Origin of the sequence: Pseudomonas sp. MIS38, assembly GCF_019891575.1 — a bacterium.
GTDB lineage: Bacteria > Pseudomonadota > Gammaproteobacteria > Pseudomonadales > Pseudomonadaceae > Aquipseudomonas > Aquipseudomonas putida_A.
On sequence record NZ_JAFLXF010000001.1, the window covers coordinates 775,393 to 795,779 of the forward strand.

Genomic DNA, 20,387 nt, shown 5'->3' on the forward strand with positions numbered 1-20,387 from the left:
TCAAGCCCTCTCGCCGCGAATCGAAACTGCCGGGAAGGGGTATTGCTCGTTGCGTTCCACCCAATCCATGAAATCGGCGCGGGCGCCGGGGAAGCCGATCATGGTCCAGCCGACCATGCCTTTATTGCCGCCGTGGATCGGGTCGCAGAAGAACCCTTCCTTGGTGTTTTGCAGCAGCAGGCTGAAGAAAATCTTCGCTGGAACCGCATCGAACTGTGGTTTGCCGGCTTCGAGCTGCTTGAGCAAATCTTCTCGGGTAGCGCTGTCTTGCTCAGCAAATGTTTTACCGTTGAGGGATTTTGCCCACTGATCCGTGGCAGCGATGCCCAGGCGATAGATCTCTTTTGGCACCAGTTTGCTCTGCCAGCCCATCTCCGGCGCGGCGTCGGCGTTGAACGGGCCTTGCATGTACCACAGGGCACCGGCGGCATACGGGGTGTTCATCTGGCGGTCGATGTATTCCGGCACGCCGGCTTCCAGAGCCCCCGGGCCTTGCTCGTCATTGGGGATGAGGTGTGCCACGGCGGCGTTGATGAAGGCCCATTCCTCGGCGGTGAAATAGCTCGGCTGATAAGCGCTGGCGTCAGCTTTGGCCGGTGTGGCTGCGGGCGTCGACGGGGCCGCTTCAGGCGCCGCTTGCAACACGCTGCTGCCCAGACCGCTACCGGCGAGGGTGACCACGGGAATCAGGGTCAGGGATTTGCGCAAGAACTCACGCCGCGGGTTGTCTCGATCTGCGTCAGACATGGGGGTGCACCTCATCAGGCATTGATGGTTGTCCGCCGTTTCTGCGAACGGCGTGAGCATTTTTTCGTCGCGGCGTGGCCCGGTGGTTGACCGGGAAAAGGGGGACGCCTGCAACATCGTGTGACAAATGGTAGCAGGCTATGCATCGGGTTGAACCGATTCAGCGGAAAAAGCTGCGGTTTTTTACCTGAGTGCTCAATGAAATCGCACGGATTCACGATTCTTTGACAAGTGCCTCACAGGGCTTTGACCGTCAGACGTGGAAGCTGCGAGGCCTTTCATTGATGAATTCCGATACGGTCAGCCCAGCATGTCTCGAGTGCGCCTTTTCCCTGCTTTGTGTTTGTCGCTTGTTGCCTTGTTGCACTTGATGCCGGCCCAGGCTGACGCCGCTGCAACATCGCGTCCCCCTGAATGGGCGCAACCGGTTGAAGTGCAGTACAACCTGTTCCAGATGTCGCCAACCCTCTACCGCAGCGCCTTGCCGGATGGCGGCGCAGTGCCGTTGCTGAAGAACCTGAAAGTGGCGACGGTGATCAACTTCCTGCCGGAAGCTGACAGCAGCTGGCTGTCCGAGCCGGGCATCAATCAAGTGCAACTGCCTTATCGCACCAACCATGTCGATGACGCCGATGTGCTCAAGACGCTGCGCGCGATTCAGGCTGCCGAAGCCAATGGACCGGTGCTGATGCATTGCAAACATGGCTCCGACCGCACCGGCCTGATGGCGGCGATGTACCGGATTGTGGTGCAGGGCTGGAGCAAGGAAGACGCGCTGAATGAAATGACGCAGGGTGGTTTTGGTGAAAGCGGCCATTTCAAGGATGGCGTGCGTTATGTGATGCAAGCCGATGTCGACAAACTGCGCACCGCGCTGGCCAACGGCGACTGCAGCACCAGTGCCTTTGCCACCTGCTCGATGAAGAGCTGGTTCCAGTCGGTCAACCTCAAGTAAGCCGCACCCTCCACGGCATTGCACCGTGGAGGGTCATGCGTCGGCTCAGTCTTCGGACTTTTTCTTCAGCTTCGGATTCGGAAAGAACTGCACGGCCTGGACGGTCTTGTCCGGCGCCGGCTTGAGCGCGCTGGTATTGACCCGCGTGCCCAGTTCCTTGGGAACCGACAGCCCTTGCTCGTTCAGCGTATCCGAGTAACCGCAGGCCACGCACTCACGGTGCGGCACGCTGTCCTCGTTCCACATCATCAGTTTGTCCGGCTCGCTGCACGCCGGGCAGACAGCCCCGGCGATAAAGCGCTTCTTGGTAATCACAGGTGCCTCACTCATGCTGCTGCGTCCTCACTCAGGCCGCTATGGCGCAAGAGTGCGTCAATCGATGGCTCACGGCCACGGAAGTCGACGAACAGCACCATCGGTGCCTGCGAGCCGCCACGCGCGAGAATCGCTTCGCGGAAGGCGCGCCCGGTCTCGGCGTTGAGCACGCCGTCTTCTTCGAACCTGGAGAAGGCATCGGCTGACAGCACTTCCGCCCACTTGTAGCTGTAGTAACCCGCGGCGTAACCGCCGGCGAAGATGTGCGCGAAGCTGTTGGGGAAGCGGTTGTACGCCGGTGGACGCATCACCGACACCTCGTCGCGCACGCCTTCCAGCACTTGCGCCACGCTGCGGCCGTCACCGTGAGTGGCGTGCAGTTCGAAGTCGAACAGCGAGAACTCCAACTGCCGCACCATCATCAGCCCGGACTGGAAGTTTTTCGCCGCGAGCATTTTCTCCAGCAGGTCCTGTGGCAGCGGCTCGCCGGTTTCGTAATGACCGGAGATCAGCGCCAGGCCTTCCGGCTCCCAGCACCAGTTTTCCATGAACTGGCTTGGCAGCTCGACCGCATCCCACGCCACGCCGTTGATCCCCGAGACACCTGCGTGATCAACGCGGGTCAGCAGGTGATGCAGGCCGTGACCGAATTCGTGGAACAGGGTGGTCACTTCATCGTGGGTCAGCAGCGCAGGCTTGCCGCTGTCTGCCGGGGTGAAGTTGCACACCAGGTTGGCCACCGGGCTTTGCAGCACGCCGTCAGCGGTACGGCGGCGGTCGCGGGCGCCGTCCATCCACGCACCGCCACGCTTGTTGGCGCGGGCGTAGAGATCGAAGAAGAAGCGGCCGACGTGCTGGCCGTTTTCCTTGATTTCGAACAGGCGCACGTCCGGGTGCCAGGTGTCGAAGCCTTTCAGTTCGGCGATTTCGATGCCGTACAGACGCTGGACGATAGCGAACAGACCGCCGAGGACTTTATCGATCGGGAAGTACGCACGCAGGGTTTCCTGAGCGACGCTGTAGCGTTGCTCGCGGAGTTTTTCCCCGTAGAAACCGCTGTCCCAGCTTTGCAGATCGGCGCAGCCCTGTTCGGCGGAGTAGGCGCGCAGCTGCTGCAGATCCTGCGCAGCGAACGGCTTGCTGCGTTTGGCCAGGTCGCGCAGGAAGCTCAGCACCTGATCGCTGGACTCGGCCATTTTCGTGGCCAGGCTCAGCTCGGAGAAACTGGCGAAGCCCAGGAGTTTTGCCAGTTCCTGACGCAGGTCGAGGATCTCTTCCATGACCGGGCCGTTGTCGTTCTGCCCGGCGTTCGGGCCTTGGTCCGACGCACGGGTGCAGTAGGCCGCGTAGACTTCTTCACGCAGCGCGCGGTCCTGGGCGTAGGTCATCACCGCGTAGTAGCTCGGGAATTCCAGGGTGATCAGCCAGCCATCGAGACCTTTGGCCTGCGCGGCGGCAGCCATTTGCGCCTTGGCCGAATCGGTCAGGCCGGCGAGGGCGGCTTCGTCGGTGATGTGCTTGGTCCAGGCTTGCGTGGCGTCGAGCAACTGGTTAGAAAAACGGCTGCCCAGCTCGGACAGTTTGCTCTGCACTTCGGCGTAGCGCTTCTGTTCGGCTTCCGGCAGGTCGATACCCGACAGACGGAAATCGCGCAGGGCGTGTTCCAGAATGGTTTTTTGCGCCACGTCGAAACCGGCGGCTTCCGGGCTGTTGGCCAGCGCTTCATAGGCCTGGAACAGCTCGCGGTTCTGGCCCATCTCGGTGGAGTAGGCGCTCAGGGCCGGCAGGCACGACTCGTAGGCTTCGCGCAGTTCGGCGCTGTTGCACACGGCATTGAGGTGGCTGACCGGACTCCAGGCAGCGCCGAGGCGATCGTTGAGTTCGTCCATCGCCAGCACCAGGCCGGCCCACGTCGGATTCTGGCCTTGGGTCTTGAGGATTTCGGCGATGGCGGCGCGGTTGTCGGCCAGGATCGTTTCGATGGCTGGCAGCACGTGTTCGGCACGGATCGTGGAGAACGGCGGCAGGTCGTAGGACTGCAGAAGAGGGTTGTTCACGCTCACGGTTGGCACCTTGGCTGGAAGAAACATGCGCCCATCTTAATTACAATCGGCACTCACCGCAGCTATCGGCGACAGAGAGAGAACTTATCGTGCCCGTTCGCAAGTACCAGAATCACACCCCGCAACTCGGCAAGGGCGCGTTTGTCGACGCCTCCGCGGTGGTGATCGGCGACGTCGAAATCGGCGAAGACAGCTCCGTGTGGCCGCTGACCGTGATCCGTGGCGACATGCACCGCATCCGTATCGGCGCGCGCACCAGCGTGCAGGACGGCTGCGTGCTGCACATCACCCACGCCGGCCCGTTCAACCCGGATGGTTTCCCGCTGCTGATCGGCGATGACGTGACCATCGCCCACAAGGTCATGCTGCATGGCTGCAGCGTTGGCAGCCGTGTGCTGATCGGTATGGGCAGCATCGTCATGGACGGCGCGGTGGTCGAGGACGATGTGATCATCGGCGCCGGCAGCCTGGTGCCGCCGGGCAAGCGCCTGGAAAGCGGTTTCCTCTACGTGGGCAGCCCGGTGAAGCAGATCCGCCCGCTGACTGACAAGGAACAAGCCTTCTTCACCTACAGCGCGGCGAACTACGTGAAGCTCAAGGATCTGCATCTGGCCGAAGGCTACGACCAGCTCTGAATCGACCTACACCTGCTCAGGATTTCTCATGCACTACCAGACCGTACTGTTCGACCTCGATGGCACCCTGACCGACCCGCGTGAGGGCATCACCCGTTCCATCCAGTTCGCTTTGAGCAAACTCGGCATCGACGAGCCGGACCTGAGCAGACTCGAACACTTCATCGGCCCGCCGCTGTTGCAGGCGTTCATGCAGTTTTATGGCTTCGACGAGGCCAAGGCCTGGGAGGCGGTAAATTTCTATCGCGAGCGCTTCAAGGTCACCGGCCTGTACGAAAACCGTGTGTTCGATGGCGTCACACCGTTGCTCGAGACCCTGAGCGGCCAGGGGCGGCAGCTGTACATCGCGACCTCTAAACCTTGGGAATTTGCCCGGGAAATCGCCCGGCATTTCGACTTCGCTAAACACTTCAAGGTGATCTACGGCAGTGAGCTGGATGGCACGCGTACCAACAAGGTCGAGCTGATTGCGCACCTGATCGCCGAAGAAGGGCTGGATCCGGCCAATACGCTGATGATCGGCGACCGCAAGCATGATCTGATCGGCGCGCGCAGCAACGGCGTGGACGCGGCGGCAGTGGGCTATGGGTTTGGCAGTTTTGAAGAGTTGAGTGCCGAAGCGCCGGCTTATCACTTTGAGACTTTGGCTGAGTTGCATCAGGCGTTTTTGCGGCGCTGATCAGTCAGTCTTCGCGAGCAAGCCCGCTCCCACAGGAGGCATGCATGTCACCTGTGGGAGCGGGCTTGCTCGCGAAGAGGCCAGTACAGACCGCGAAAAATCAGGCTTCTGCCAATGCTTTGAGTGCTGCCTTACGCTCGATAACCGGCAAATCTCCCAGCTTCTCAACCTCAACATAAAACCGCACCCAATCCCCCCCAACCTGCCTGAACAACGCTGCAAACGCCGGCACCCACTGGTCATACAGCCCGAACGGCAACAATCGCGCATTGTTCAACGGCATATTCACCCACGCGTCGTAACGCTTGTCCCCGGCCCACCGGCGGTCGCGCATCAATCGATATTCGCGGCGAAACTGCTCGAACGTCGCCGCTTTGCGTTCGCGCATCTGCTCGGCTGGCAGCGGCTGAGCGTAGAGCTTTTCCAGGCGCGAGCGCGTTTCCAGCACCAGTTCGATGAACTGATCGCGCTGCTTGAGCCTGGCATCGGTGTCCGGCGGCAGGCCACGAAACGCCCGCCACTGGCGGGTGCCTTCCTGCTCGACAAACGTGGCAAACGACTCATTGAACTCGGTGTCGTCTTTCACATAGAAACGCTGATGCGCCAGTTCATGAAAGATCAGCGTGGCCAGGCGTTCGTCACCCCAGCCCATCATCGAATTGAGGATCGGGTCATTGAACCAGCCGAGGGTCGAATAGGCCTCGACGCCGCCAATCGACACGTCCATGCCTTGCAGGCGCTGAATCGCCGCTTCGCCCCGGGCAGCGCTCTGGCTGTAGTAGCCGCGATAGGCCACGCAACCGGCGATCGGGAAGCAATGGTTCTGCGGGGTCAGGGAAAACTCCGGGGTGGCGAACACGTTCCACACCACATACGGCCGGCCGATGTCGGCGTACAGCCGATAGCTCTGGTTGTCCGGCAGGTGCAGCTGTTCGCTGGCGAAGTCCCGGGCCTTTTGCGACTGGGTCAGGTGCGTGCGCAGGGTTGCATCGCGGCTTGGGTCGGCAATCACCTTGGCCACCGGCTCACGCGCTCGCAACAACTGCAACTGACCGCTGGCCAACTGGCTGTAATAGCTGACGCTGGAACAACCGTTGAGCAACAAAAACATCACCCCCGGAAACAAAATCCGAAAAACGCGATCAAGTAACCCATGGCTTGGAAGCGGCCTGCTCAAAATAAAAATCCTTTGGATAGTCTGCCCGCAAGACTATCCCGCCATTTGGAGCTTCGCTATGCGCATGTTGTTGCTGACAGGAGGCCTGCTGACGCTGGCCGGTTGTGCCGGATTCGGAATGCCCGATCCTGACCCCTCACAAGCCTGGATTGATCTCGATGCCCGGCAACAGGACACGGCGTTGCAAGCGCTGAAAGTCGATGACAAGGCAACTGTCGACAAACGTTATTTCGAAGTGCAGCCCGGCAGCCATGAGTTGAAGGTGCGTTATCAGTTTCCGGTCGAAGCCACCAACATCGGCCCCGACGCCGAACCGCTGTGGCGCGATTGTCAGTTGAAGGTGACATTCAAGGACTTCAACGCCGGTCAGCGCTATCAGTTGCAAGCCGGCAGCATCGGTTTTCGGCCATGGGCCAGGCTTTATGATGAACAGCGCAAAGTCGTAGGGCAGGGCACACCCGCAGGCTGCCAGAAAACCTGATCGGGATTATGCTGGATGTCCAAATCACGGGACATTGATCATGCACAGGTTGACGTTGTTGCTCGCTGCAAGTCTGCTTGCTGGCTGCCAGAGCCCGATGCCGGCAGCCGATCCGGGCAAGGCCTGGGTCGACTTTTCGATGCCGACACCCGGCGGTAAGGTGCTGATGGCTGAACGGCTGGACAACGTGCGCCTGCGGGACGGGCGCTTTTTCCAGGTCGCGCCGGGCAGTCATGAGCTGACGGTGCGCTTCGATTTCGAGATCTTCGGTGGCAGCCAGGGCTTGGACACCGACCCGCAGGAACGCCTGTGTTACATGACCGTGCGCTACGATCATTTCGAAGCCGGGCAACGTTACCGACTTGAAGCCCGGTCGCTGGCGTTCACGCCGAGTGCTCGGTTGATCAATCGCCAAGGGCAGATAGTTGCCGAAGAGCGCCAGATCAACTGCGTGCCTTGAGCGGACTGTCAGATGTCGTTCTTCTGGTAGACGATCGCTTTTGTGCCGTTTTCGCAGGTGCCGACAACCATCGCCACGTCGTGCTTGTCGGCCTCTTCCTTGCTGACAATTTCCAGTGTGTAGGACGGCACTGCATTCGCCTGGATCTTTACTTCGATCTCTTTCTTCAATTCTTCGCAGTCTTTCGGTGCGGCGAGAACCGTTGTGGCCAGTGCACTGCAAAGAATCGCCAAGCCAATACGTTTCATAGATGAAGCTCCCTGATGCAGCGCGCACGGGCGTGTGCTGAAGCTGCTGTCACTTATTCGACCATATTTTTGCGGGGCAGGTTCTGACTTCGCTCACATCTTCAGGAATTGTGGTGATTGTTGGATTGCCATCGCGAGCAGGCTCACTCCTACAGGGGATCCCGATTGTTCACACTTGATGTGTCCGCTGGAGATCGAATGTAGGAGTGAGCCTGCTCGCGATGGCGCCAGTGCAGTTAATGCCTGATCAGCTGACCAGCGAAGCCTCAAGGGTAATCTTCGCATTCAGTACCTTGGACACCGGGCATCCTTCCTTGGCCTTGTTGCTCAGCTCTTCAAACTGCGCCTGAGTAGCACCCGGGATTTTCGCCTTGAGGATCAACTTGATCGCGGTGATGGCAAAGCCACCCTCGACCTGATCCAAGGTGACTTCAGCCTGGGTGTCGATGCTCTCGGCCTTCAGGCCCGCATCACCGAGAATCATCGAGAACGCCATGGAAAAACAGCCGGCATGCGCGGCGCCGATCAGTTCTTCCGGGTTGGTGCCCTTGCCGCCTTCGAAGCGGGCCTTGAAGCCGTACGGCGCTTCTCTGAGGACGCCAGTCTCGGTAGAGATCGAGCCGATGCCGGTTTTCAGATCGCCTGCCCAATGTGCGGATGCTTTCTTCACGATAGCCATGTCTGCCTCCTCAAGATCTGGCGCGGAACGCCGCGCCGTCGTGGTTTTTACTTGCAAGGCTTCTGAGGATAGACGTCGGGACAAAGTTCAGCCCGGCTGAATCGTTGACTTTTTTAGTAGGAAATTTCATCGCGGCTATTGAAACTCGGGTATATGCCCTCATTGCATAAAACACGCTTATGGATTGGGCAGGTTTTCGTTCGCAAAAAAAACCTGCCTCCTCATTCGGAGACGCAGGTTTATGAAGCAACTGTCCGACGTAAAGTTTTCCACCCTCGATCTGGTGCCGGTGCGCGAGAACGGTAGCCCGGCGCAATCGCTGCGCAACTCGCTGGACCTGGCGCAGCACGTCGAGAAATTCGGCTACACCCGCTTCTGGGTGGCCGAGCACCACAACATGGACGGTATCGCCAGTTCTGCCACCTCGGTGTTGCTGGGATACCTGGCCGGCGGTACCTCGACGATTCGTGTCGGCTCCGGCGGGGTGATGCTGCCGAACCACGCGCCGCTGGTGATCGCCGAGCAGTTCGGCACTCTCGAAAGCCTGTATCCGGGACGCATCGATCTGGGTCTGGGCCGCGCGCCCGGCTCCGACCAGATGACCGCCCGCGCTCTGCGCCGCGAACGCTCCGGCAGTGCCGATGATTTCCCGGAAGACGTTGCCGAGCTGGCGCGTTTCCTCGGCCCGCGCACCCCGGACCAACGGGTGATCGCCATGCCCGGCACCGGCACCAACGTGCCGATCTGGTTACTCGGTTCCAGCCTGTTCAGCGCGCAGCTGGCCGGTGAGCGCGGGTTGCCCTACGCCTTCGCCTCGCACTTCGCCCCGCGCTTCATGCATGAGGCGATTCGCGTCTACCGCAACCACTTCAAGCCGTCGGCAGTGCTCGACAAGCCGTACGTGATGCTCGGTGTGCCGCTGGTGGCGGCCGATACCGATGAGCAGGCCGACTACCTGGCGACCTCGGTGTACCAGCGAATTCTCGCGCTGATGCGTGGACAGAGTCTGGTGCAGCGTCCGCCGGTGAAAACCATGGACGGCCTGTGGCTGCCCCATGAGCGCGAGGCGGTGGGAGATTTCCTCGGCCTGGCGATGGTCGGCAGCCCGCAGAAGATCCGCGCGAAGCTGGAGGTGCTGGTCGAGCAGACCCAGGCCGATGAGCTGATTTTCACCTGCGATCTGTATGAGCATGCCGATCGCCTGCATTCCTATGAGTTGCTGGCCCAAGTCATGAAGGGCTGACTCTGGAATACGGCTTCTGTGGGAGCGGGCTTGCTCGCGAAGACGGAGTGTCAGACACCCTGGATGTCGGCTGACATAACGCTTTCGCGAGCAAGCCCGCTCCCACATTGGGAACCAGTGGCCCACAAAAAAGCCGACGCCTTCGCGTCGGCTTTTGCATTTCAATCGCGATCACCCGCGTTTGTAGACGATTTCCTTGGTGCCGCCTTCACAGGTGCCCACAACTTTTCCGCCATTGGCTCCCTTGTCGACAACCTCCAGCGAATACCCTGCAACGCCCTTGGCATCCAGCTTCGCCGCGATCTCGCTTTTCAACTCTTCACAAGGCTTGCCAGCAGCCAACGCGCCACCCGCAAGGCTCAACAAACCTACTGCCAATATGAACTTCTTCATCGGTCGCACTCCCTGGTCGGATTAAAAGAGGCGGGCACCGGCTATGCCGATGCACTCACCTTGTAGCGCTTTGCCATTCCTATGGCACTCGGCCAGCGCGCAAGTTCAGAAGCGTAGCCCAAACTCAGCTGCTGGCAATCCGGAAGCCGACTTTGAGTGTGACCTGGAAATGCGCAGCCTTGCCGTCCTTGATGTGGCCTCGGGTCTCGACCACTTCAAACCATTCCAGATGTTTGATGCTCTTGTTGGCTTCGGCCAACGCGTTGTTGATGGCGTCTTCGATGCTGCTGGTGGACGAGCCGACCAGCTCGACTTTCTTGTACGTATGATGGTCACTCATGGCGATCTCCTTAGCGTTTGGAATTGACGTGTGGAATTGAGACTAGCAGTCAATCTGCACTGTTGATTTCGGCGGCTCAATGCAAGCGAAGTTCAGATTTTCTGCACTTTCTCAAACCGCTGAAGTCCCAACCAACACACGCCACTCATCACCAATGCAGGAGAGCCACCATGGCCAACACCTCTTTACGTAAAGCCTCGTTGCAAAGCATGGAAGCCGAGATCGAGAGTCTGCTCAAATCGTTGGAAAGCCTGAAGGACGACGCGTCCGACGAGTCGCGCAAGACCCTCAAGGCGCTCAAGAGCAACGCTGAAAGCGCGCTGAAACATTCGCGCAGCCTGCTCAGCGATGCCTATGAAGAAGTTAAAGTGAAAACCCGCGAGACCGGCATCGCCACCCGCGATTACGCTCAGGAACACCCTTGGACCACCGCCGGTGTGGCGGTGGGTGCAATCGGTCTGCTCGCCGCTTATTTGCTGTTCAAGCGCGGCGAGTGATCCGTCTGGCGCAGCTCATTCTTGAGCCATTGCGCCAGTTGCCGAGCGCGCCCGTCTGCGGCGCGCTTGGGTAACCACAACGCCAGTTGCGCCGGGGTTTCGCAAAAACCCCACGGTGCAACCAGGCGACCGGCCTTCAAGTCCTCGGCCACCAGCGGCTCCGGCGCGATTGCAACGCCAAGTCCGGCCACTGCGGCTTCCAGCAGATAATACAAATGCTCAAAACCTTGCCCCAACTTCAACGCCTTGGCGTCGAGTTGATTTTGCTGTGCCCAACTCGGCCAGGCTTGCGGGCGCGATGTGGTGTGCAGCAGCGGCTCGCTGAGCAAGGCTGACGCCGGCGCCGCTTGCAGGCGTTGGTAGCCACTGAACAGCGGGCTCATCACCGGGCCGATGCGTTCTGCGGCCAGTTCGTAGACCTGCATGTCTGCCGGCCATGGCGGCTCGGCGAACAACAGCAAGGCATCGAGTCCGGGGCGCCTGGGGTCGAGATCACCTTCACCGGCGGACAGATGCAGTCGCAAATCCGGCAAGTCTGCGTTGAGCCGCCCGAGGCGTGGGATGAACCAGCGCGCCAACAGACTGCCGGAGCAGCCGAGCACGAATGGCGCGTCAGCGGTGCTTTGCGTCAGCTCGGCACACACACTGCGCAAGCGATCGAAGGCCTCACCGCTGGCATCTCGCAAACGAACACCGGAATCTGTGAGTTTCAAGCCGCGACCATCCTTGACGAACAGGCTCACGCCCAGATGCTCTTCGAGCACTTTGAGCTGACGGCTGACTGCACCATGAGTGACGTGCAGCTGTTCGGCCGCCTGGCTGACGCTGTTCAGCCGGGCGGTGGCTTCGAACGCGCGCAAGGCGTTCAGCGGGGGAAGGTCGTGGCTCATGGTATCTGTGAGTTTTCCTGACAGGTTGTGGCGATCTTATCGGTTTTCAGCCTGGAAGGTCAGGGGTAGAGTGGACGCCATTGTCTTCTTACCCGAATTCACCTGGAGCACATCATGACCCAGACTTCGAACACCTCCAACCTGCGTAGCGGGCCTGACGATAACGGCCTGTTCGGCGCGTTTGGTGGCCGCTACGTGGCGGAAACCCTGATGCCGTTGATCCTCGATCTGGCCCGTGAATACGAAACGGCCAAGGAAGATCCGGCATTCAAAGAAGAATTGGCCTACTTCCAGCGTGACTACGTCGGTCGTCCGAGCCCGCTGTACTTCGCCGAGCGTCTGACCGAGTTCTGCGGCGGCGCGAAGATCTACCTCAAACGCGAAGAGCTGAACCACACCGGCGCGCACAAGATCAACAACTGCATCGGCCAGATCCTGCTGGCGCGGCGCATGGGCAAGAAACGCATCATCGCCGAGACCGGTGCCGGCATGCACGGCGTGGCGACCGCTACCGTGGCCGCACGTTTCGGTCTGGACTGCGTAATCTACATGGGCACCACGGACATCGAGCGTCAGCAGGCCAACGTGTTCCGCATGAAGCTGCTGGGCGCCGAAGTGATTCCGGTGGTGGCCGGCACCGGCACCCTGAAAGACGCGATGAACGAAGCGCTGCGTGACTGGGTAACCAATGTCGACAGCACCTTCTACCTGATCGGCACCGTGGCCGGCCCGCACCCGTATCCAGCCATGGTGCGCGACTTCCAGGCGGTGATCGGCAAGGAGACCCGCGAGCAGTTGCAAGCTCAGGAAGGTCGTCTGCCGGACAGCCTGGTGGCGTGCATCGGCGGCGGTTCCAACGCCATGGGCCTGTTCCACCCGTTCCTCGATGATCAGAGCGTCGAAATCATCGGGGTTGAAGCGGCCGGTTACGGCATCGAAACCGGCAAGCACGCGGCCAGCCTCAACGGTGGCGTACCCGGTGTGCTGCACGGCAACCGTACCTTCCTGCTGCAGGACGACGATGGCCAGATCATTGACGCCCACTCGATTTCCGCCGGCCTCGACTATCCGGGCATTGGCCCTGAGCACGCCTGGTTGCATGACATCGGCCGAGTTCAGTACACCTCGGTCACTGACGACGAAGCCCTCGCCGCGTTCCACCAGTGCTGCCGCCTCGAAGGCATCATCCCGGCACTGGAAAGCGCGCATGCGCTGGCTGAAGTGTTCAAACGCGCACCGAAACTGCCGAAGGATCACCTGATGGTGGTCAACCTCTCCGGCCGTGGCGACAAAGACATGCAGACCGTCATGCACCATATGGAACAGTCGAAGCAGGAGAAACACTGATGAGCCGCCTGCAAACCCGTTTTGCCGACCTCAAGCAACAGAATCGCGCCGCGCTGGTGACTTTCGTCACCGCCGGTGATCCGGACTACGACACTTCGCTGGCGATCCTCAAAGGTTTGCCCGGCGTTGGCGCCGACGTGATCGAGCTGGGCATGCCGTTCACCGACCCGATGGCCGACGGCCCGGCGATTCAACTGGCGAACATCCGTGCCTTGGGCGCCAAGCAGAATCTGGCGAAAACCCTGCAAATGGTTCGCGAGTTTCGCGAAGGCAACAGCGACACGCCGCTGGTGCTGATGGGCTATTTCAACCCGATCCACATGTACGGCGTTGAACGTTTCATCGCTGATGCCAAGGAAGCGGGCGTCGACGGTCTGATCGTGGTCGACATGCCGCCAGAGCACAACAATGAACTGTGCGACCCGGCACAGGCTGCGGGTCTGGACTTCATCCGCCTGACCACCCCGACCACTGATGATGCGCGTCTGCCGAAAGTGCTCAATGGCAGCTCGGGCTTCGTTTACTACGTGTCGGTGGCCGGTGTGACCGGTGCCGGTGCGGCGACTCTGGAACACGTCGAAGAGGCGGTCACCCGTTTGCGTCGCCACACTGACCTGCCGATCAGCATCGGTTTCGGCATCCGTACTCCGGAGCAGGCGGCGTCCATCGCTCGTTTGGCGGACGGGGTGGTGGTGGGTTCGGCACTGATCGATCACATCGCCAATGCGACCACGCCGGCCCAGGCTGTCGATGGCGTGCTGGGTCTGTGCAAGGCGCTGTCCGAGGGCGTGCGTCAGGCCCGCGTCAGCTGAAGGTAAAGTTCCTGATACAGAGGAATTAGCGCCTCACAGCACGGCCTAATTGAGCAAGACCGAGGGATTCAGAACCACGTTCTGAATCCCTTTTTGCTGTTGGTGCAGTGAGGAAGACTTGATGAAAATGCCGAAACGTCTGATTGCCGGACTGGGCGTGCTGATGCTCAGCGCGACGCCGCTGCTGGCCAGCGCCGATCCACGCGATGATCATGACCACGGCGGCCCGCAGCAGGGCCACTACGATAACCGTGGTGACGATCACCGTGGCCCGCAGAACGACCACCGAGGCGGCCCGCCACACGACTTCGGCCCGGTACGCCAGACCATTCGCGACAATCACGGCTATTTCGTGCGCGGTGCACCGCCGCCACCGGGCATTCATCTGGAGCGTGGTCGGCCGTTACCGCATGGTTACTACGGCGAGCGGCTGGACGGTCGGGCGCTGAGTCGTCTGCCGGTTTATCCGGGTTATGAGTGGCGCCGCGCCGGGGGCGATATCGTGCTGATCGCAGTGGGTACCGGGATCGTTTACGAAATTCTGGATGGTGTTTTGTACTGATTTGGCACGAGCATCTGTGGCGAGGGAGCTTGCTCCCGCTGGGGCGCGGAGCGGCCCTGAAAATTCGGCATTCGACCGATTTACGACTGCTGCGCAGCCGAGCGGGAGCAAGCTCCCTCGCCAAAAGATTCAGTTCCAGTCTTCTGTCTCAGGGTAGCTCCAGTCCGCCGGACGCCTTGTGCAGTTTGCGCAGATGCTCGCCGATCTGCTTCACGTTGGCTTCGCTGGCGGCAATTTCGGCCGCTCGCTTGGGTTCCAGCAACTTGCGCACTTCCTTGTCCAGATCGCCGCTCAGCGCCAGCAGTTGTTTCTGGCGTTGGGCGCTTTCGTCCTGCAGGCGCTTGAACTCGCTTGGTTGCGGCAGCCCGTAGCCACGGCTGTCGAGCAGTTCTGCCGGACGACTGAGGAAGCCGCTGTTGGCGAGAATTTCCTGCAGGGTGGCGTTGGCCTTGTCCATGCCGCCGTTTTCCAGCTCCCGGGCGCCGAGGTAGCGCTGCTTGACCTCGTCCTGGGCCAGCAGCAACTGGCGGCGATAACTCGCCTGTTCCAGCAGGAGCAATGCAGCGCTGGTGCGCAGGTCTGCACGTTCGAACCACTGGCGACGTTCTTCGGCAGACAGCGATAGCCAATCTTCGACGCTGGTTTGCTTGATCGGCAGCTGCTTTTTCAACACATCGAACATCGCCTGATAGCGATCGCGGAACGAATCGAAGCGATAGCCCAGGCGCAGGGCTTCCTTGGGATTGTCGAGCACGCTGGAGTCGGCCAGCCCCCGGCCTTTGAGCACTTCGAGCAAGCCGTTGGGCATGATGCTGTCGAGGCCGACGAGTTGCTTGTTGTTGCTGCCGCTGCGCAGCAGCTTGAGGCCTTCCACCGCGCAGTTGTTCGACAGGAAGAAGTAGTTGCCGTCATAACTCCAGTGCATTTCGGCAGCGTGTTCGACCACGCCTTCGATCTCGTCGCGTGACAGATTCAATGGCACCGAGGCGAGGCTGCGCAATTCAGTCTTGGTGTATTCGTCGATGACCTGCGCAAGCGGCAGGACGAACAGGCGTGATGGATATTTGCCGACCAGTCCGTCCCAGCTCGACAGCTGCACGTCGCCGACAAAGGCGCGGTAGGACAGCACCAGGTGCTGGTCGAGGTCGAGCCGGCAATCCGGGCCCCGTGGTCGACCCGGCGCGCAGATCACCAGGCGCAGCATGCTGTGGCCCCAGCGGCTGACCCAGTTCTGGTTGGCTTCGGCCAGCAGATAATCGACGGCATACACCCGCTCAGGGTCGACCTGCCCCAGGGGTTGCTTGGCGAAATCGTTGCCGGCGTTGAGAAAGGCGAAAGTGTTGCTGCAAGTGTCCTTGGCCGGTGGTGCCCAGCCGAAGCGCGCCTTGTAATAGCGATAGAGCGTCGGACGGCGACACGCGTAGCTCGGGTCGAGGAGGAAATACTCCATGTTGACCGCGACAAACTCTTTCGGACTGGAGATTTCGTACAGGTCCGGACTGCGAGCGACCTGACGGTTGTGCTGTTCACGCTCGCCGCGGCGCCCTACGTACTGTTGCCAACCGGCGAGGTCGAGCAGGCGCGGGTCATCGCTGAGGGTAAAGCGTCGTTCAGTCTGGCCACGGCACTCATCGGGAATGCCGACCAGGCCGGCGCTGTTACTGCGGCGAGTGCAGCGCTGAATCAGCGTGCGCTCGGCGGCGGGCCACAGGCGCGCGCGGTCATAAATGTGGGTGAGTTCATGCAGCACCGTTGCCAGCAGTTCCTGGCGCACAGTGCCATGGGGGCGATTGGTTTTCTCTGTGGCCGCGCTGCCGTCGGTGAGACCGGCGAGCAGTTTGCGGTTCAGGTCTAGCTCGGCAACCAGGGTCGCCTGGCCGTAGGCGTTACCGGGCATGTCGTCGGTCCAGCCGACATCGATGCGCCGGTCCAGTTGTTCGACGAAGCTGGGCGGCAACTTGTGCATGGCTTCATCGAGCAGCGCCTGGCTGGCCTGCTGCTGAGCGGGGCTCAGGCCGTCGGTCTTGAGCCGCAATTGCAGGCTGGCGTGGGCGCTGTTGCCAAGCAGCAACAGTGCCCCGGCCAGCAGCCAGGCGCCGAGTGACTTCACAGGGCGAGGATGGCTTCGGCGAGCACCTGATCACTGGCGTCGCGAGCTTCCGGCACGCGCGTGCGCAAGGTGTTGAGGGCGGCTTCCAGGTGCGCACCGCGGATATCGCCGTTGGTGGCAACGAAGCTGGCCGCATCGTCGTGGGCTTCGCGGATGATTTTCGAATCGCGAATCGACGTCGTGGTATCGGAGGTGAAATCGATGGTGCGCTGGGAGGCACGAACGATGATGTTACTGGTGGCTACCAGGGTGTGTGCCTGGGCCACGTCGGCCAACAAAAACAGGCCAAGGGCGGCAGCAATCAGCGGGCTACGCATGGAACGACTCCGGAGGGCAATGTTAACGAGGGATCATGATTACTATTGGACGAGAATTGCCTGTGCCAGTTCAAGGTCGCTGACATGAAGTTTTGGTCGGGATTTGCGCAAGTAATGCAGGGCGGATTCGAGCTGCGCGCCGCGCAATTGACCGTCACTGGCGACAAACGCCGCCGCGTCATCGTGAGCGGCGATGATCAGTTTACGGTCGAATGGTGCGGAAGACACCATTCCGGTCGCCCAAACGCTGACCACGGTGTTTTGTGTGGAGACATCAAAGGCATCGACCGAGGTCGCCCAGAAGGCACTGACCAATACGCAAGGGAAAAACAGTCTGAATAAACGCATGAGACTCGGTAACGGTTAACGAGCTTCAAGGCTAGCGCAAATGCCCGGGCCAGAGCCAGCGGCGAAACATCGGGACACGACTGGCGTGCCCCGTCCGGCAATGGCGGATCAGATCGCGAGGATGGCTTGCGCCAGTTGGAAGTCGGTCGCGTTCAGTTGCGGTGCCTGATGACGGATCAGGTCCAGAGCACTTTCCAGTTTCACGCCACGGATCTGGCCTTCACTGGCGACGAAGCTGGCAGCGTCGTCACGGGCGGCGATCACGACTTTGTTGTCACGCAGCGAAGAGCTGACATCGGAGGTGGCGTCCGAGGAGGATTTCAGCGCGCCAACCACGGCATCGGTGGTCACAATGAAGCTGGAGGCACTGGCGTTGGCAGCCACGGCCAGCAAGGCGGCAGCGCTGAGCAGGCGAAGACGGGACATGGTGGATCTCCTGATAGTAAACCGTATTGAGAGGTGGCTTGTGTCTGATGAGTCAGACGCGGGTTACAGAAGATTCGCCACGTTCTGGCGTGGATATTAGGCCTGCGCGCGAGGTTCGGACAGTGGGCAGAATGCTAGCGCCAGAAGGGTTTCTCCAGTTCTCTGAGCCGATCGGCATGGCTGAGGCCCAGATCCGCTAGGTCGCGCTGGTCCAGTTGAGCCAGCAGGCGCCGCGTCCTGGCGCGCTCCAGTCCTTGCCACAGGGGTCGAAACAGGCGCCGCAGCAGGTGCGAGTGAGCGCGGGGTAGAGTCGAAGCTGTCGAAACATCCTGTAAGCCTTTCATGGCGTTTTCCTTAAACCGAGGAGGGTTAAGGACATGCTGCGCCCGATGCAGTTTGGCGAGCAGATACACTCATGAAAAATTGTACTGGTTCAGATTTTGTTTATTGAGAACTGTACCTGTACTTTGAATATTCTGCTGTACGGGCATTTTCGAACCCTGAAACGACAAAACCCGTCGCGGTTTCCCGCGACGGGTCTTGTGTGTTCAATTCGGGTTGCTGGCGGTGGGTCTGACGACCAGAGCCAGCGACGCTACTTAGCGCCAGAACGGCTTGCTCAGCTCTTCGTAGCGTTGTGCTTCGCTTATACCGGCGTCAGCCAGCAGACGCGAATCCAGACGAGCCAGTTGGTGGCGGCTGGAGATGCGGCGCTGCCACAACATCAGGTTAGCGATAACGCGCAGAGGCAGGGAAGCCTGGTTTTTTGCAGCTTTGTCTTCGAAGAACAGTTCGGAACTGAGTGTACGTTCCATGGTTGACATCCTTCCGCTTGTGGCGGGATCAGGTAGTGGTTTAACTGGTGCCCATGATCCTCTCGTTTGCCTAGTCTCTCTAGATACAGTTCAACTGTATTGTGAGTGACCAGTTAACTGTTTATAGGGGGTGTACGGGTCGAAATTGAGCAAACTGTACCTGTCAGCACTAATGTGGTGCGTTTTTGCTCAATTCGAGGAAGGAGGTAGGCAAAATCTGTAGGAAACAACCGGTACAGCAGTACAGTTTTTGCCAGATGTGGCGGGTTAAAAAATCCGCTGACACAAATTGTGTTTGCATCAGCGGTTTGACTGTGTGAATTACACCGCCAGCATGTGCCCGGTTTCTTCCAGGTTTATGTGCCAGCTCAAGGCATCACGCAGAATGTGCGGGGTGTGGCCACCGATGGCGCACGCTGCGGTGAAGTAGTCGTTCAGCGCCTGGCGATAGTCCGGGTGCACACAGTTGTCGATGATCACCCGAGCGCGTTCGCGTGGGGCCAGGCCGCGTAGGTCAGCCAGACCGACTTCGGTCACCAGAATGTCGACGTCATGCTCGGTGTGGTCAACGTGGCTGACCATCGGCACCACGCTGGAAATCGCCCCGCCCTTCGCGATCGATTTGGTCACGAACACCGCCAGGTGCGCGTTGCGCGCAAAGTCCCCCGAACCGCCGATACCGTTCATCATCCGCGTGCCGCAGACGTGGGTGGAGTTGACGTTGCCGTAGATATCGAACTCCAGCGCGGTGTTGATGCCAATGATACCCAGACGACGCACCACTTCCGGGTGGTTGGAGATCTCCTGCGGGCGCAGCACCAGTTTGTCCTTGTACTTCTCCAGGTTGCCGAACACGTCGCTGTTGCGCCGCTCCGACAAAGTGATCGAGCTGCCCGACGCAAAGCTCAGCTTGCCGGCGTCGATCAGGTCGAAGGTCGAGTCCTGCAGCACTTCGGAGTACATGGTCAGGTCTTCGAACGGCGAATCGATCAGGCCGCACATCACCGCGTTGGCGATGTTGCCGATCCCGGCCTGCAACGGGCCGAGCTTGTTGGTCATGCGCCCGGCATTGACTTCCTGCTTGAAGAAGGTGATCAGGTGCTCGGCGATGGCATTGGTGTCGACATCCGGGGTCGACACCGTGGACGGCGAATCCGCCTGCTGAGTGATGACGATGGCGACAATCTTCTCCGGCGGGATCGGGATCGCGGTGCTGCCGATGCGATCGTCGACTTTCACCAGCGGGATCGGCGTGCGCGTCGGGCGATAGGTGGGGATATAGATGTCATGCAGGCCTTCGAGGTTGGCGTTGTGCGCAAGGTTGATCTCGACAATCACCTGCTTGGCGAAAATCGCGAAGCTCGCCGAGTTGCCCACCGAGGTGGTCGGCACGATGTGGCCTTGCTCGGTGATGGCCACGGCTTCGATCACTGCGATGTCCGGCAGCTTCAGTTGCTGGTTGCGCAGTTGCTCGACGGTTTCCGACAGGTGCTGGTCGATGAACATCACTTCGCCGGCGTTGATCGCCTTGCGCAAGGTGCTGTCGACCTGGAACGGCATGCGCCGCGACAACACGCCGGCCTCGGTCAGTTGCTTGTCGAGGTCGTTGCCCAGGCTCGCGCCGGTCATCAGGCTGATCTTCAGCGGCGTGACCTTGGCTCGCTCGGCCAGTGCGTGAGGGACAGCTTTGGCTTCGCCCGCGCGGGTGAAGCCGCTCATGCCGACGGTCATGCCGTCTTCAATCAGCGCGGCGGCGTCGGCGGCGCTCATCACTTTATCCAACAACGAAGGCAGGCGAATACGGTCACGGTACATGGATTATTTTCTCGGGAAGCGAGTAGCAGGATG

General features: G+C 60.4%; 26 protein-coding genes. 10 read left to right on the forward strand and 16 right to left on the reverse strand.

Annotation, left to right across the window (positions count from 1 at the left end):
- Positions 1-747 carry a gluconate 2-dehydrogenase subunit 3 family protein gene (locus tag J1G18_RS03470; protein WP_027610213.1) on the reverse strand — a complete coding sequence of 249 codons (747 nt, stop codon included), beginning with the start codon at positions 745-747 and terminating at the stop codon, positions 1-3.
- 310 nt (positions 748-1,057) lie between these two features.
- Between J1G18_RS03470 and J1G18_RS03475 the strand changes: the two genes are divergently transcribed.
- Positions 1,058-1,702: a dual specificity protein phosphatase family protein gene (locus tag J1G18_RS03475; protein WP_027610212.1), complete on the forward strand. Its 645-nt coding sequence runs from the start codon at positions 1,058-1,060 to the stop codon at positions 1,700-1,702.
- A gap of 45 nt (positions 1,703-1,747) precedes the next feature.
- Here the strand turns inward: J1G18_RS03475 and J1G18_RS03480 are convergent, their stop codons facing one another.
- Positions 1,748-2,032, reverse strand: coding sequence for a YheV family putative zinc ribbon protein (locus tag J1G18_RS03480; RefSeq protein WP_007962808.1), 285 nt, complete (start codon positions 2,030-2,032; stop codon positions 1,748-1,750).
- On the reverse strand, positions 2,029-4,107 hold the full coding sequence (prlC, locus tag J1G18_RS03485; protein WP_223007095.1) for an oligopeptidase A: 2,079 nt from the start codon (positions 4,105-4,107) through the stop codon (positions 2,029-2,031). Before prlC ends, J1G18_RS03480 begins: the two co-directional genes overlap by 4 nt.
- A gap of 62 nt (positions 4,108-4,169) precedes the next feature.
- Between prlC and J1G18_RS03490 the strand changes: the two genes are divergently transcribed.
- Complete coding sequence (locus tag J1G18_RS03490; protein WP_003220373.1) at positions 4,170-4,715, forward strand: gamma carbonic anhydrase family protein; 546 nt, start codon at positions 4,170-4,172, stop codon at positions 4,713-4,715.
- Positions 4,716-4,743: 28 nt separating this feature from the next.
- Positions 4,744-5,394, forward strand: a complete 651-nt coding sequence (locus J1G18_RS03495) for an HAD family hydrolase (RefSeq protein ID WP_223007096.1) — start codon at positions 4,744-4,746, stop codon at positions 5,392-5,394.
- Between the two features lie 100 nt (positions 5,395-5,494).
- Here the strand turns inward: J1G18_RS03495 and J1G18_RS03500 are convergent, their stop codons facing one another.
- The gene (locus J1G18_RS03500; protein ID WP_223007097.1) at positions 5,495-6,571 is read right to left on the reverse strand and encodes an aminopeptidase; all 1,077 of its coding nucleotides are present in this window, start codon (positions 6,569-6,571) and stop codon (positions 5,495-5,497) included.
- Between the two features lie 58 nt (positions 6,572-6,629).
- On the opposite strand from J1G18_RS03500, the gene J1G18_RS03505 reads away from it, so the two are divergent.
- A complete protein-coding gene (locus J1G18_RS03505; protein ID WP_134785104.1) occupies positions 6,630-7,052 on the forward strand; it encodes a hypothetical protein in 423 nt (140 codons plus the stop codon).
- Positions 7,053-7,092: 40 nt separating this feature from the next.
- Positions 7,093-7,512: a hypothetical protein gene (locus J1G18_RS03510; protein WP_027610206.1), complete on the forward strand. Its 420-nt coding sequence runs from the start codon at positions 7,093-7,095 to the stop codon at positions 7,510-7,512.
- Between the two features lie 8 nt (positions 7,513-7,520).
- Here J1G18_RS03510 and J1G18_RS03515 read toward each other — a convergent pair whose 3' ends face one another.
- Together J1G18_RS03515 and J1G18_RS03520 are read right to left on the reverse strand one after the other, a co-directional pair.
- Positions 7,521-7,760, reverse strand: a complete 240-nt coding sequence (locus tag J1G18_RS03515; RefSeq protein ID WP_027610205.1) for a DUF1161 domain-containing protein — start codon at positions 7,758-7,760, stop codon at positions 7,521-7,523.
- Positions 7,761-8,007: 247 nt separating this feature from the next.
- A complete protein-coding gene (locus J1G18_RS03520; protein WP_007962818.1) occupies positions 8,008-8,439 on the reverse strand; it encodes an OsmC family protein in 432 nt (143 codons plus the stop codon).
- Between the two features lie 241 nt (positions 8,440-8,680).
- Between J1G18_RS03520 and J1G18_RS03525 the strand changes: the two genes are divergently transcribed.
- Complete coding sequence (locus J1G18_RS03525; RefSeq protein WP_047297487.1) at positions 8,681-9,682, forward strand: LLM class flavin-dependent oxidoreductase; 1,002 nt, start codon at positions 8,681-8,683, stop codon at positions 9,680-9,682.
- 171 nt (positions 9,683-9,853) lie between these two features.
- Here J1G18_RS03525 and J1G18_RS03530 read toward each other — a convergent pair whose 3' ends face one another.
- Together J1G18_RS03530 and J1G18_RS03535 are read right to left on the reverse strand one after the other, a co-directional pair.
- Positions 9,854-10,075, reverse strand: coding sequence for a DUF1161 domain-containing protein (locus J1G18_RS03530; protein WP_139054997.1), 222 nt, complete (start codon positions 10,073-10,075; stop codon positions 9,854-9,856).
- 124 nt (positions 10,076-10,199) lie between these two features.
- Positions 10,200-10,415, reverse strand: coding sequence for a dodecin (locus J1G18_RS03535; protein ID WP_027610201.1), 216 nt, complete (start codon positions 10,413-10,415; stop codon positions 10,200-10,202).
- A 170-nt stretch (positions 10,416-10,585) separates the two neighbouring features.
- Here J1G18_RS03535 and J1G18_RS03540 point away from each other — a divergent pair, with 170 nt between their 5' ends.
- A complete protein-coding gene (locus tag J1G18_RS03540) occupies positions 10,586-10,912 on the forward strand; it encodes a YqjD family protein (protein ID WP_003220391.1) in 327 nt (108 codons plus the stop codon).
- Here the strand turns inward: J1G18_RS03540 and J1G18_RS03545 are convergent.
- Entirely contained in the window at positions 10,885-11,802 is a 918-nt protein-coding gene (locus tag J1G18_RS03545) for a LysR family transcriptional regulator (protein WP_202369334.1), read from the reverse strand. The genes J1G18_RS03540 and J1G18_RS03545 overlap by 28 nt on opposite strands.
- 114 nt (positions 11,803-11,916) lie before the next feature.
- Between J1G18_RS03545 and trpB the strand changes: the two genes are divergently transcribed.
- From trpB to J1G18_RS03560, 3 genes are all read left to right on the forward strand, one after another.
- Positions 11,917-13,149, forward strand: coding sequence for a tryptophan synthase subunit beta (trpB, locus tag J1G18_RS03550; protein ID WP_103483941.1), 1,233 nt, complete (start codon positions 11,917-11,919; stop codon positions 13,147-13,149).
- Positions 13,149-13,961, forward strand: coding sequence for a tryptophan synthase subunit alpha (gene trpA, locus J1G18_RS03555; protein WP_139054995.1), 813 nt, complete (start codon positions 13,149-13,151; stop codon positions 13,959-13,961). The genes trpB and trpA overlap by 1 nt, the downstream gene beginning before the upstream one ends.
- A gap of 121 nt (positions 13,962-14,082) precedes the next feature.
- Entirely contained in the window at positions 14,083-14,523 is a 441-nt protein-coding gene (locus J1G18_RS03560; protein ID WP_027610197.1) for an anti-virulence regulator CigR family protein, read from the forward strand.
- Positions 14,524-14,671: 148 nt separating this feature from the next.
- Here the strand turns inward: J1G18_RS03560 and J1G18_RS03565 are convergent, their stop codons facing one another.
- The 7 genes from J1G18_RS03565 to J1G18_RS03595 all read right to left on the reverse strand — a co-directional run bounded on the left by J1G18_RS03565 (position 14,672) and on the right by J1G18_RS03595 (position 20,354).
- On the reverse strand, positions 14,672-16,633 hold the full coding sequence (locus tag J1G18_RS03565) for a DUF4105 domain-containing protein (RefSeq protein ID WP_223007098.1): 1,962 nt from the start codon (positions 16,631-16,633) through the stop codon (positions 14,672-14,674).
- Positions 16,630-16,950 (reverse strand): DUF2388 domain-containing protein, encoded by a 321-nt coding sequence (locus J1G18_RS03570; protein WP_007911662.1) that lies wholly within the window; start codon positions 16,948-16,950, stop codon positions 16,630-16,632. Before J1G18_RS03570 ends, J1G18_RS03565 begins: the two co-directional genes overlap by 4 nt.
- A gap of 42 nt (positions 16,951-16,992) precedes the next feature.
- Positions 16,993-17,298, reverse strand: coding sequence for a DUF2388 domain-containing protein (locus J1G18_RS03575; RefSeq protein WP_098966511.1), 306 nt, complete (start codon positions 17,296-17,298; stop codon positions 16,993-16,995).
- A 108-nt stretch (positions 17,299-17,406) separates the two neighbouring features.
- The gene (locus tag J1G18_RS03580) at positions 17,407-17,724 is read right to left on the reverse strand and encodes a DUF2388 domain-containing protein (RefSeq protein ID WP_007962831.1); all 318 of its coding nucleotides are present in this window, start codon (positions 17,722-17,724) and stop codon (positions 17,407-17,409) included.
- 134 nt (positions 17,725-17,858) lie between these two features.
- A complete protein-coding gene (locus J1G18_RS03585; protein ID WP_098966513.1) occupies positions 17,859-18,068 on the reverse strand; it encodes a DUF1127 domain-containing protein in 210 nt (69 codons plus the stop codon).
- A gap of 255 nt (positions 18,069-18,323) precedes the next feature.
- The gene (locus J1G18_RS03590; RefSeq protein ID WP_007962833.1) at positions 18,324-18,539 is read right to left on the reverse strand and encodes a DUF1127 domain-containing protein; all 216 of its coding nucleotides are present in this window, start codon (positions 18,537-18,539) and stop codon (positions 18,324-18,326) included.
- Positions 18,540-18,860: 321 nt separating this feature from the next.
- A complete protein-coding gene (locus J1G18_RS03595; protein WP_223007099.1) occupies positions 18,861-20,354 on the reverse strand; it encodes an acetyl-CoA hydrolase/transferase family protein in 1,494 nt (497 codons plus the stop codon).
- Positions 20,355-20,387 lie beyond the last annotated feature (33 nt).